This is a genomic window from Plantactinospora alkalitolerans (assembly GCF_015690345.1).
Lineage (GTDB): Bacteria > Actinomycetota > Actinomycetes > Mycobacteriales > Micromonosporaceae > Plantactinospora > Plantactinospora alkalitolerans.
Map to the genome: position 1 here is coordinate 1 of NZ_JADPUN010000304.1, position 11,882 is coordinate 11,882.

An 11,882-nucleotide genomic window follows, 5' to 3' on the forward strand; every position below is an offset into this window, starting at 1 on the left:
CCACCCCCGTCCCCGACGCTACGGCCGTACCGTCCCGATGATCCGACCGATCCGCTCCTGCGAGGTCTCCGAGCGCTGGTATTCCGAGCGGCTCAGCACGCCGCCCATCCTCGGCACCGGGTTGCGGTGGATCGCCGGACCGTCCGACGTGACCAGCGCCGCGAAGTGGAACTCGTCGGCGCCGGTCGCCGCCACGACCCGGGCGACGTTGCGCTCGTTGATCCCGCCGGCGGGCATGATCACGATCCGGCCGTCGGCCTTGCGGACGAGGTCGGCAAGGAGCGGGGCACCGGCCAGCGCGCTGTCCTCCTGCCCGGAGGTGAGCACCCGGTCCACCCCGAGCTCGATCAGTTGCTCCAGCGCCTCGAACGGCTGCCGGACCATGTCGAAGGCCCGGTGGAAGGTGATGCTCGCGCCGTCGGCCGCCTCGATCAACCGCCGGGTGGTCGGTACGTCGACGTCACCCTCCGGGGTCAGCGCGCCGATCACGATGCCGTGCGCGCCGACCGTCACGGCCGCCTGCACGTCCCGGACCATCGCGTCGATCTCGAGTGGCGAGTAGATGAAGTCGCCGGCCCGGGGTCGCACGATGACGTGTACCCCGATCCGGCTCACGCTCCGCAGGGTCACCTCGATCGTGCCGATACTCGGCGTCAACCCGCCGTCGAACAGTGCCGAGCAGAGTTCGACCCGGTCGGCACCGGCCCGTTCGGCGGCCAGGGCCCCCTCGACGCTGTCGATGCAGATCTCGAACCTGGTCATCCTGTCTCTCTTTCCTGTCATCGGGTGGGTAACGCCCTGTCATCGGGTCGTGGTGGCGCCGTCGGTGTGCGGCGCCGGCCGAACAACCGGCCGTTCCGGGCCTGCAACACCCGGGCGAACTTGGACAGCGACGCGTTGACCACCAGGTAGAGCACGGCCACCACCAGGTAGGTCTGGATCAGCAGATGGGTGTACGAGGCGAGCACCTGGCCGCTGTAGAGCAGCTCGGTGAAGCTGACCACGAAGCCCAACGAGGTGTCCTTGAGCAGTCCGACGAGCTGGCTGACCAGCGAGGGGGCGAGCTTGACCAGCGCCTGGGGGAGTACCACCAGGCGCATCACCTGGGCCGGGCGCAGCCCGATCGCCTGACCGGCCTCCGCCTGACCCCGGTCCAGTGCCCTGATTCCGGCCCGGAAGATCTCGGCGAAGGCGGCCGAGTTCGCCACCACCAGCGGTACGACCAGTTTCCAGAACAACGAGAAGTTCAGCCCGTACGCCGGCAGCGCGAAGAGCGTCACGTAGATCAGCAGCAGCACCGGTACGGTCCGGAAGATCTCGACGTACGCCCCGGCGAGCAGTCGGAGGCTGCGGCGCCGGGACAGCCGGCCGAGCGCCAGCAGCAGCCCGAGCACGGCGCTGAGTACGGTGGTCACCGCGGCGGCGCGGAGCGTGGCCCAGAGCGCGATCAGCAGGTACCGCCAGATCGGCCAGGTGCCGAACGGACGCCACCGGTCGGCGGCCAGCTCCCCGTGCGCGGCGAACTGGTGGATCGCGACGGCCAGCCCGGCGGCGATGGCCAGCACGCCGAGCACGGTGGCGATCCGGATCCGGCGCCGCCCGCGCGGTCCCGGCTCGTCGAAGAGCAGCCGCTGCGGATCGTTCATCGGACGATCGCCAGTCTGCGTTCGAGCCGGCCGGTGACCAGCCCGATCAGCAGGGCGAGCAGCATGTACGCCAGCCCGGCGCCGGTGAAGATGAGCAGCGGCTGGGCCTCGACCAGGTTGACGTTGTTGGCCGTCTGGGTCAGCTCGACCACGCCGACGGCGGCGGCCAGCGAGGTGTTCATCAGCAGCGCGATGCTGATGTTGCCCATCGGCTGGATGACCGCCCGGAACGCCTGGGGCAGGATGACGTACCGCAGCGACTGGCTGAAGGTCAGCCCGATCGCGCGGGCCGCCTCGGCCTGACCGACGCCGACCGTGTTGATGCCGGCCCGGATCGCCTCCGCGAAGTACGCGCCCTCGTACGCCGCGATAACGATGGCGGCGGAGGTGAACAGCGGGAACGTGATCCCGAGCTGCGGCAGCGCGAAGACGAACAGGACGAGCAGGGCCAGCAGCGGCAGGTTCTGCAGCACCTCGACGTAGACCAGTCCGACGGTGCGCAGCAGCGGCACGGGACAGATCCGCAGGGTGGCCACCACGACGCCGAGCAGCAGCGCCGCGATGGTGGTCACGACGGTCAGTTCGACCGTCGTGACCAGCCCGTGGCCCAACTCGGTGAGGTATCCGGAGAACGGGTTCATCGCCGTCGGACGCTGCTCAGGAGCCCTGTGCGGACCCGATCGCCGGCGGGGTGGGCGCGCCGCCCTCCACCACCGTGCCGAGGGTGGCCTGCCACACCCTGGCCCAGGTGCCGTCCGCCTGGATCTTCGTCAGCCAGTTGTTGACGAACTCCTTGAACTGGGCGTCGTCGCGGTTCAGCCCGATGCCGTACGGCTCGGTGGTGAACGGCTGGCCGACCACCTTCATCCCCGGGTTCACCTTGGCGTTCGAGGCGAGCAGGGTGAAGTCCTGGACGTACGCCTCGCCCCGGCCCTGGAGCAGTGCCTGCACGGCCTGCGGGTCGGTGGCGAAGGCCACCTGCTCGGAACCGGGCGCGGCGGTCGGCAGCGCGGTCACCGCCGGGGTGTTCGTTCCGACGACCACCTTCCTGCCGGCGAGGTCCTGCACGCCGTGGATGGTGGTGTTCTCCTTCTTCACCGCCACGGCCAGCCCCGAGGTCAGGTACGGGCCGGCGAAGGCGATCTGGGTGGCCCGCTCCGGGGTGATCGTGTACGTCTGGAACACCGTGTCGACCGACCTGGCGCGGAGCAGCGCCTCCCGGGTCTGCGTGCCGATGGTCACGGTCTCGACCTCGGGCCTGCCGATGATGTACTTCGCCAACAGGCGGGCGAGGCTGGCGTCGAAGCCCTCCACCTTGCCGCTCACCGGGTCCTGCTGGGACAGCAGCGGAGCGTCCAGGGAGCCGCCGACCAGCAGTTTGCCCCGTTGGCGGATCTTCTCCATGGTGGAACCGGCCGGGATGTCGGCGTCGGCGGCGACCGGGGCGGCGTCGTACACCGCCTGGTCCACCACGCCGGTGCCGCCCAGACCCGGTACGCCCGCCCCGCCCGGCGTACCGGGGGTGCCCGAACCGCCACCGCCGCAGCCGGCGGCGGCCATCGCCACCGCGACCGAGGCGGCGGCGATGGCCACCGTCCGCCGTGGCCGCAGCCTCTTGGTCAGGATCGACATGTCACTCCTCGCTGGAACGTCAGTGCTGAAGGATCTTGGAGAGGAAGTCCCTGGCCCGTTCGCTGCGCGGCGCCGCGAAGAACTCCTCCGGTCCGGCCGACTCGACGATCCGGCCGTCGTCCATGAAGACGACCCGGTCGGCGGCGCGGCGGGCGAAGCCCATCTCGTGGGTGACCACGATCATGGTCATTCCGTCGGCGGCGAGCGACACCATCACGTCGAGGACCTCGTTGACCATCTCCGGGTCGAGCGCCGAGGTCGGTTCGTCGAAGAGCATCACCTTCGGGCGCATCGCCAGGGCGCGGGCGATCGCGGCGCGCTGCTGCTGACCGCCGGAGAGCTGCGCCGGGTACGCGTCGGCCTTGTCGGCGATGCCGACCCGGTCGAGCAGGACGCGCGCCTCCGCCCGAGCCTGCGCCCGGGGGACCTTGCGGACCTTGGTCGGGCCCAGCGTGACGTTCTCCAGCACGGTCCGGTGCCCGAACAGGTTGAAGGACTGGAAGACCATTCCGACGTCGGCCCGGAGCCGGGCCAGGTCACGCCCCTCGGCCGGCAGCGGTCGGCCGTCGATCTCGATGCTTCCCGCGCCGGCCACCTCGAGGCGGTTGAGGCAGCGGCACAGGGTGGACTTGCCGGAGCCGGAGGGCCCGATCACCACCACCACCTCGCCGGTCGCCACCGTCAGGTCGACGTCCCGGAGGACGTGGTTGGTGCCGAACCACTTCTGGAGGCCTCGTACCGCCACCATCGGCGCTGCCGGATGGTCCGCCGCCCGAAGATCGGCGGAAGGGGTCCCTGTCATGGCGGGCTACCTGCTCCAATCCTCGGACTTTCTCCAACAACCGAACTAAGTTTTCGATTACTTGGAGTAACAGTGGCTTTCTAATGTACCCACGTCGAGTAAGTCAACCGCTTGCCCGGAGGAAGCGTGGATGCTAGGAACCTTGTCGTGACGGATGACGAGGCGCCCGGGGCCGCCGTACGGGGTGCGAACGCCGGAGAAATGCTCCGACTGGTGGCCACCGGAGCGGCGGCCAGCCGGGCGGATCTGGCCCGCCTGTCCGGATTGTCGCCATCGACCGTCTCCCAGCGCGTCGAGACACTGATCGGGCGGGGGCTGCTCCGCGAGGTCGGCGCCGGCAGGTCCCGGGGCGGGCGGCGACCCAGGCAACTCGAAGTGCCCGTCGACACAGTGGTGATCGGCGCCGTCGACCTCGGTGCCCGCCACGCCCGGATCGGCACGCTCGACCTCGCCGGCCGGGTGGTCGAATCCCGGTCCCTGGAGGTACGGATCGAGGACGGCCCCGAGTCGGTGCTCGGCACGCTGCTCACCGAGGTCACCGGGCTGATGCGCGGCGCGTCCGGGCCCGGAGCCGTACTGCGCGGAATCGGGGTCGGCATTCCGGGGCCGGTCCAGCACAGCACCGGCCGGATCGTCTCGCCGTCCCGGATGCCCGGCTGGAACGGCTTCGACGTGGTCGGCTTCTTGGCCGGCCGGACCGACGTACCGGTGGTGGTCGACAACGACGCCAACCTGATGGCGCTGGGCGAGCACCGCTGGCAGCACCCGGAACTCGACCACGCCGTCTACGTGAAGGCCGGCACCGGAATCGGCGCCGGGGTGATCTCCGGCGGTCGGCTGCACCGGGGCGGGCAGGGCTCCGCGGGCGACATCAGCCACTGCCGGGTCTTCACCGCCGACCCCGCACCGCTGTGCAGTTGCGGCAACACCGGCTGCCTGGAGGCGGTGGCCAGCGGGGCCGCCCTGGTCGGCGCGCTACGCGAGCGCGGTCTGCCGGTGCAGAGTCTGCCCGACGTGATGCGCCTGATCGACGACGGCGACCGCCACGCCACCGCGCTGGCCCGTACCGCCGGCCGGTCGATCGGGGAGATCCTCGCCGTCGTGGTCAACTTCTTCAATCCCCAGGCGGTCGCGATCGGCGGCCTGCTGGCCGACTGCGAGCCGCTGCTGGCCAGTGTGCGGTCGGTGCTGTACGAGCGCTGCCTGCCGCTGGCCACCCAGACGCTGCTGATCGAACGCCTCGGCACCGGAGCCGACGTCGGCATCCTCGGCGCCGGTCAACTGGTCATCGACCGGGTGGCCGACCCGCTCTGAGGCTGAGGGTGTTAGGAGGGGTGTGAGGAGGGGACCCTTCTTCTACAGAAAACGATAAGCGGGGGCCCTTCCTTACACCGCTCAGCCGGCGTCGAGCGGGTCGGCGAGGAGGTGTTCGAAGGCGAGTTCGGCCGCGCCCACCAGGGCGGCGTCCTCGCCGAGTTGGGGCGTACGCAGGCGTACCTGCTCGCGGGAGGCGGGCAGGGCCAGCGAGTTGAGGCGGCTGCGTACCCGGGCCGCGGCGGCCAGGTAGACGTCCCGGAGGGTTCCGCCGAAGATGACCACCCCTGGGTTGAAGATGTTGACCAGGTTGGCGACGCCGAAGCCGAGCCAGTCGCCGACCTGACGTATCGCGGCCTGCGCCTTGGCGTCGCCCCGGGCGGCGGCGTCGATCAGCCGCAGCGCGGCCTCCCGGCCGACGGCGTCGTTCCGGCCGGCGGCCCGGAGCATCGCGTACTCGCCGATCTCGGTCTCCCAACAGCCGTGTGAGCCGCAGTCGCAGGGCCGCCCGCCGGGGTGCACCACCATGTGTCCGACCTCGCCGGCGTATCCGCCCTGACCGGTGAGCCGCCGCCCGCCGACGATGATTCCGGCGTCGATGCCGACGTCCCGGTGCAGGTAGATGACGTCGTCGAAGCCGTTGGCCGCCCCCCGGGCGTGCTCGGCCACCGCGCTCGCGTCGGCGGCGTTGCTGACCAGGATCGGGCGTTCCGACGGAAGGATCTCGCCCAGGGACTCGCCCAGCGACTTGTTCCCCTCCCCGCCGCCGGACCGGTCACCGTCCGGGCGGATGTGTACCGCGCCGTCCGGGCGGCGCAGCGGCCCGCAGACCGCGATGCCGCTGCCGACGTAGACCGAGCCGTCGGCCACCGACTGGTGCATGTCCTTCGCGAAGCCGGCCAGCAGCGGAAGGCTGTCCTCCGCCAGCAGGCCCGGTGGGCGTTCGGCCTGCCGCCGGTCCAGCACCACACCGCCGAGGCCGATCCGCGCGGCCCGTAGCCGGTCGACCTCGATGCTGTACGCGTACGCGAAGACCCGGGCCGACTCGGGCCGGACGACCAGCGACGGTCGTCCGGCCCGGCCGGTTTCCCGGGGTGCCCGCTCGCTGATCAGTCCCGCCGCGGCGAGCTCGGCGGTCAGCGCGCCGATGGTGCTCCGGTTCAGCCCGAGCGAGGTGGTCAACTCCGCTCGGGAGGTCGCGCCGTGGATGTGTACGTACCGCAGCAGCGCGCCGAGATTCTGCCGGCGAATCTCCTCCTGGCTCGGCCCCGCGCGCATGGTGCCCCTTATCGATTACCGGTCGCGGCGGCCCGGCGCCGGGACAGCGCGTCGACGCTGGCCGCGAGCAGCAGCACCAGTCCGGTCACCACGAAGGTGAACCCGGAACTCCGGCCGAGCAGCCCCATCCCGTTGTCGATGACCGCGATCACCGCACCGCCGAGCACCGCGTCCACGATCCGGCCCTTGCCGCCGAAGAGGCTGGTGCCGCCGATCACCGCCGCGCCGACGGCGTAGAGCAGGACCTTGCTGCCGCCGGTGTTCGCGTCGACCGAGGAGGCCCGACTGGCCGCCACGATGCCGCCGATCGCGGCCATGAAGGAGCAGATCACGAAGACCGAGATGCGGATCCGGTCCACGTTGATACCGGCCCGGCGGGCCGCCTCCCGGTTGCCGCCGACCGCGTAGACGTGTCGGCCGTACGCGGTGCGCTGGAGGACGAAGGTCCAGATGATCAGGAGGATGACGATGATCGGCACCACGATCGGCACGCCCTTGAGCGAGACGAGCTGGTTCCGGCTGCGTTCCAGGTTCAGTATGGAGACGGCGGTGCCGGCGATCAGCGTGAGGCTGACGATCCGGATCAGCACCACGGCGAGCGGCTCGGTGATCAGCCCGAGGGCGGTGCGGTTGCGGTGCCGGAGCAGTTGCACGGCGGCGTAGCCGGCGACGCCGAGCAGCATCAGTGTCGAGCCCAGCCACGGCGGCATGTTCCGGTTCGAGATCGCCACCAGTACGTCGTCCCGGACGGAGACGTTGGTGCCACCCTTGATCAGCAGCAGCACGATGCCCTGGAAGGCGAGGAACGCGGCGAGGGTGACCACGAAGGACGGAATGCCGATCTTCGCTACCAGGAAGCCGATGACGAGCCCGATCACCACACCGGTGACCAGGGCCGCGGCGACCGCGACGTACCAGGGATAGCCCTTGAGGGTGACCAGTTGGGCCAGCACTGCGGCGCAGACGCCGCTGGCGAAGCCGGCGGAGAGGTCGATCTCGCCGAGGAGCAGGACGAAGACCAGGCCCATCGCGATCAGCATCACCGCCGCGCCCTGGGTGAACAGGTTGGCGAAGTTGCCCTCGGTCATGAAGTTCGGCCGCAGGATGGCGAAGACCGCGCAGAGCACGATCAGGCCGAGTACGGCCGGCAGGGCGCCCATGTCGCCGCCGCCGACCCGGGCCAGGTAGTCCCGGAGGTGGCTGCCGACCGTGGGCGCCGGCGGGGGCGGCACCTCGACCGGCTGCACCGGGGCGGTGGTGGGGGCGCTCATGCGTCGGCTCCTGCGCTCGTTGTCGTCTCGGTGGTCTGGGTGTCGCGCTTCCCGTTGCCGTTGCCGTTGTCGCCGGCCAGTCCGAGGCCGCCGCTGCGTCCGGCGGTGATCAGTTCGACCACCTGGGCGTGGGTGACGTCGCTGGTCTTGAGCTGGGCGACCATCTGGCCCAGGTAGAGCATGGCGATCTGGTCGGAGACGGCGAAGACGTCGTTCATGTTGTGCGAGATGAGGACCACGGCCAGCCCGTTGTCGGCCAGCCGCCGGACCAGTTCCAGCACCTGGGCGGTCTGCGCCACGCCCAGTGCGGCGGTCGGCTCGTCGAGGATGACGACCCGGCTGTTCCAGAGCACCGCCTTGGCGATGGCCACGGTCTGCCGCTGTCCGCCGGAGAGGCTGGACACGTGCTGGCGCAGCGATTTCACCGTGCGGACCGAGAGGCCGGCCAGGGTCTCGGCGGCCATCTGTTCCATGGTCGGCTCGTCCAGGACGAGGCCGCTGCGTTTCTCCCGGCCGAGGAACATGTTCTGCACGATGTCCAGGTTGTCGCAGAGCGCGAGGTCCTGGTAGACCACCTCGATGCCGAGCGCGGCGGCGTCGCGGGGACCGCCGATGTGTACCGGCCGGCCGTCGAACAGGACCTCTCCGCCGTCGGACGAGTAGATCCCGCTGATGCACTTGACGAGGGTGGACTTGCCGGCGCCGTTGTCGCCGACGAGTGCCGTCACCTCGCCGGGGTTGACCGTGAGGTCGACGTTTCGGAGGACCTGGACGGGACCGAAGCTCTTGTCGATCCCGCGCAGTTCCAGCAGGGGTGTGGCGGACACGGTGGGTCTCCTTTACACGGGTGTCCGATCGCGAGGGCCGATCGAGGGCGTTCGATCGCAGGTCCGATCACGTGCCAGGACCGGATTTCCGATCGTGGTCCGACTGCGCGGCCCGGTCCGGTGCGCCGGCGGGCGAGTGCGCCGCCCGGCACGGAGCGATCCGTGCCGGGCGGCGCATCCGGCGGCGCTGCCGGGCGGCTCCGTCGGTGCGTCGCGGCGCACTGGCGGAGCCGTCGGCGGGGCCGGCCGAGCCGAGGCGTCGATCGGGGTCAGCTCACGCCGGCCTGGGTGCACAGCGCGGCGAAGGCTCCGCCGCAGAGTGCGTCCTTGGTGATGAAGCCGTCGGTGACGACGTCCTTCACGTTGTCCTTGTAGATCGGCTTCGGTTCGAGCAGCACCGACGGAACGTCGCGGCCACCCTCCGGGTCCTTCACCGTCTTGTCGGTGGCCTTCTTCTCGCCCTTGGCCAGCGCGATCGCCAGTTCGGCGGCCGCGTCGGCCTCCTTCTTGATCGCCTTGTAGACGGTCATGCACTGGTCACCGGCGAGGATGTTCTGCAGACCCTGCACGGTCGCGTCCTGGCCGGTCACCGGCACCTTGCCGTTGAGCTTGTTCTTCTTGAGGATGGAGATCACCGCGTTGCCCAGGCCGTCGTTCGCGGCCAGCACGCCGTCGATCTTGCCGTTCTGCTGGGTCAGCATCTGCTCGAAGATGGTGCCGGCCTGGGCGTTGTCCCAGCCGGGCACCCACTGGTCCGGGCCCTTGACGTACTCCTTGGAGTCGTACTTGGCCTTGAGCACCCCGTCGTAGCCGTTCTTGAACAGGGTGGCGTTGTTGTCGGTCTCCGAGCCGTTCAGTTCGGCGATGACCGGCTTCTGCGCGTTCTTCTCGGTCAGGCACTTCACCAGGCCCTCGCCCTGCAGCTTGCCGACGGCCTCGTTGTCGAAGCTGACGTAGTACTCGGCGGAGCCGCCCAGCGTGAGCCGGTCGTAGTCGATGGTGAGCACGCCCTGGGTCTTGGCCTTGTCCAGCACCGCCTTGCCGGTGCCGGAGTCCAGGTTGACGATCATGAGGACGTTGACGCCGTCGGTCATCATCTGGTCGGCGATGGTCTGGAACTGGGCCTTGTCGCCCTGGGCGTTCTGGATGACGGAGTCGACGCCGGCGGCCTTGAACGCCTCCTCCAGGTACTTGCGGTCCGCGGTCTCCCAACGGTCCGAGGAGGCGCTGTCCGGAAGGATGACGCCGATCTTCGGCGTCTTCGCGGTGTCACCGCCGCTGCCGTCGTCCTCGCCGCACGCGGCGAGGCCGCCCGTGGCCAGCAGGCTCACGGCGGCGATGGTGAGGATCCCTCTGCGCATTGCACGGGTCCTTTCGGGGTGGGTGTGGTGTCTCGGATCGGGGTGGTGCGGTGGTACACCCGAACGGGTCGGTTGGCGTTCCTGGTGGGCTGCGGCGACCCGTCCGCCACACTTTTGTTGTGTCCGGCAACGTATTGCGCCCGGAGCCGACGGGGCAAGGCCGCCGAGGACACGAGTTTGTTGTCGCCGATAACAATTCAGCAACGTGATGGACATACATCGCCATCGTTCGGGACCGATGCCTTGAACCAGGATGAAGAGCCCAGGACCGGCGACGGGGGGCGCGGCGGCCGAGGTCAGGAGGCGGCGAGCGGCGCGGTGGTGGCGGCGGTGAGCCGGATCAGGTCCGCCGGATCGAGTTCGAGTTGCAGACCCCGGCGCCCGGCCGAGACGTAGATCGTCGGAAAGCGTTCGGCGCTGGCGTCGACCACCGTGGGCAGCGCCCTGCGCTGGCCCAGCGGGCTGATGCCACCCCGCACGTAGCCGGTGGTCCGCTCGGCCAGGGTCCGGTCGGCCAGCGCCGCCCGCTTGCCACCGACCGCCGTCGCCAGCGTCTTGAGGTCCAACTCCCCGGTGACCGGCACGACCGCCACGGTCAGCACACCGTCGACGGCGGCGACGAGCGACTTGAAGACCCGCTCCGGAGGCACCCCGAGCGCCGCGGCCACCTCGGCACCGTAGTTGGGCGTCTCCGGCGCGACGTCGTACGGGTGCAGGGTGTGCGGAACGCGCTGCCGGGTCAACAGCGCCGTCGCCGGTGTTCCCCTGCCCGCCACCCTCGCACCCTATCGCCGCTCGGCCGCGCCCGTGCCGGCCGGTGGTACGGGCCGGCAGAGCAGCACCACGGGTGCGTCGGCGATCCGGGTCAGCACCAGGCTCATCGGTTCGGACCCGGTCAGCCGCAGGTCACGACGGAGCCGCTCCGGCTCCAGCGCCGACCCGCGTTTCAGGATCTCGACCCGGCCGATGCCGAGCCCGCGCAGCAGGGTGCGGAGCCGCTTGAGCGAGAAGGGGAGCGAGTCGACGATCTCCAGGCAGCGGGCGAACGGGGTCGGCCGGGGGGAGTCGGCGTAGACGTAGGCGATGTCCGGGTCGGCGAGGGTGCCGTCGACCGTCTCGGCGAACTCGGCGACCAGGTGGGACCGGACCACGGCGCCGTCCGGGTCGTACAGGTAGCGCCGGAGGGGGCCGACCGGAGCGCGTACGGTGCCGGTGCCGGTCAGCTCGTGCGTGACCGATCCGGTCAGCAGGGTGGCGCGGCGCGGCGCGGCGGCGAGCGGACCGCACCAGACGGCCGCCTCGACCAGGTCGCCGCCGACGCTCACCCACTCGCCCTCGGCGCCCGGCGGCAGCAGCGCGTGGTCGATCCCGGGGGCGACCTTGAACACCGTCCGGGGGATCCGCTCGGCGAGGCCGAGCAGGAAGCTCCAGGGTGGGGAGTAGGCGGCCGGGTCGAAAACCCGCCGGCCGGTGCCGGCCCGACGGCGCGCCGGATCGCAGAACACCGCGTCGACCGGTCCACCGCCAACGTCGTCGACGTCGAACCGGGTGGCGTCGCCGCAACTGACCGTGAACCGGTCGGCCACGCCGGTCGCCCCGGCGTTCGCGGCGGCCATCGCCGCGGTGACCGGGTCGGCCTCCACGCCGTACACCCGGATGCCGGCGCGGGCGGCGGCGATCGCGTCCGCGCCGAGGCCGCAACCGAGATCGGCCAGCGTCCGCACCCCGGCCGCGCGCAGCCGGGGTGCGGA

12 protein-coding genes are annotated in these 11,882 nt (G+C 70.8%); 1 reads left to right on the forward strand and 11 read right to left on the reverse strand.

The window, feature by feature from the left end; all coding sequences use genetic code 11:
- Positions 1 to 18 precede the first annotated feature (18 nt).
- Genes I0C86_RS34085 through I0C86_RS34105 form a run of 5 tightly spaced genes read right to left on the reverse strand, consistent with a single transcriptional unit; the run spans position 19 to position 4,026 of the window.
- On the reverse strand, positions 19 to 762 hold the full coding sequence (locus tag I0C86_RS34085) for a copper homeostasis protein CutC (protein WP_196205425.1): 744 nt from the start codon (positions 760 to 762) through the stop codon (positions 19 to 21).
- A 17-nt stretch (positions 763 to 779) separates the two neighbouring features.
- Positions 780 to 1,646, reverse strand: coding sequence for an amino acid ABC transporter permease (locus I0C86_RS34090; RefSeq protein WP_196205426.1), 867 nt, complete (start codon positions 1,644 to 1,646; stop codon positions 780 to 782).
- Positions 1,643 to 2,287, reverse strand: a complete 645-nt coding sequence (locus I0C86_RS34095) for an amino acid ABC transporter permease (RefSeq protein ID WP_196205427.1) — start codon at positions 2,285 to 2,287, stop codon at positions 1,643 to 1,645. Before I0C86_RS34095 ends, I0C86_RS34090 begins: the two co-directional genes overlap by 4 nt.
- Positions 2,288 to 2,303: 16 nt before the next feature.
- Complete coding sequence (locus I0C86_RS34100) at positions 2,304 to 3,278, reverse strand: glutamate ABC transporter substrate-binding protein (protein WP_230395251.1); 975 nt, start codon at positions 3,276 to 3,278, stop codon at positions 2,304 to 2,306.
- Between the two features lie 19 nt (positions 3,279 to 3,297).
- Entirely contained in the window at positions 3,298 to 4,026 is a 729-nt protein-coding gene (locus I0C86_RS34105) for an amino acid ABC transporter ATP-binding protein (RefSeq protein WP_196205435.1), read from the reverse strand.
- A 201-nt stretch (positions 4,027 to 4,227) separates the two neighbouring features.
- Here I0C86_RS34105 and I0C86_RS34110 point away from each other — a divergent pair, with 201 nt between their 5' ends.
- Positions 4,228 to 5,394 (forward strand): ROK family transcriptional regulator, encoded by a 1,167-nt coding sequence (locus tag I0C86_RS34110; protein WP_323374012.1) that lies wholly within the window; start codon positions 4,228 to 4,230, stop codon positions 5,392 to 5,394.
- An 81-nt stretch (positions 5,395 to 5,475) separates the two neighbouring features.
- Here I0C86_RS34110 and I0C86_RS34115 read toward each other — a convergent pair whose 3' ends face one another.
- The 6 genes from I0C86_RS34115 to I0C86_RS34140 all read right to left on the reverse strand — a co-directional run.
- Positions 5,476 to 6,672 (reverse strand): ROK family transcriptional regulator, encoded by a 1,197-nt coding sequence (locus tag I0C86_RS34115; RefSeq protein WP_196205428.1) that lies wholly within the window; start codon positions 6,670 to 6,672, stop codon positions 5,476 to 5,478.
- Between the two features lie 8 nt (positions 6,673 to 6,680).
- A complete protein-coding gene (locus I0C86_RS34120) occupies positions 6,681 to 7,943 on the reverse strand; it encodes a sugar ABC transporter permease (protein WP_196205429.1) in 1,263 nt (420 codons plus the stop codon).
- Positions 7,940 to 8,770, reverse strand: coding sequence for an ATP-binding cassette domain-containing protein (locus I0C86_RS34125; RefSeq protein WP_196205430.1), 831 nt, complete (start codon positions 8,768 to 8,770; stop codon positions 7,940 to 7,942). The genes I0C86_RS34120 and I0C86_RS34125 overlap by 4 nt, the downstream gene beginning before the upstream one ends.
- Positions 8,771 to 9,039: 269 nt before the next feature.
- Positions 9,040 to 10,131, reverse strand: a complete 1,092-nt coding sequence (locus I0C86_RS34130) for a sugar ABC transporter substrate-binding protein (protein WP_196205431.1) — start codon at positions 10,129 to 10,131, stop codon at positions 9,040 to 9,042.
- 296 nt (positions 10,132 to 10,427) lie between these two features.
- Entirely contained in the window at positions 10,428 to 10,907 is a 480-nt protein-coding gene (ybaK, locus tag I0C86_RS34135; RefSeq protein ID WP_196205432.1) for a Cys-tRNA(Pro) deacylase, read from the reverse strand.
- A 9-nt stretch (positions 10,908 to 10,916) separates the two neighbouring features.
- Positions 10,917 to 11,882 (reverse strand): THUMP-like domain-containing protein (locus tag I0C86_RS34140; RefSeq protein ID WP_196205433.1); only part of this gene is annotated, 966 nt, incomplete at its 5' end.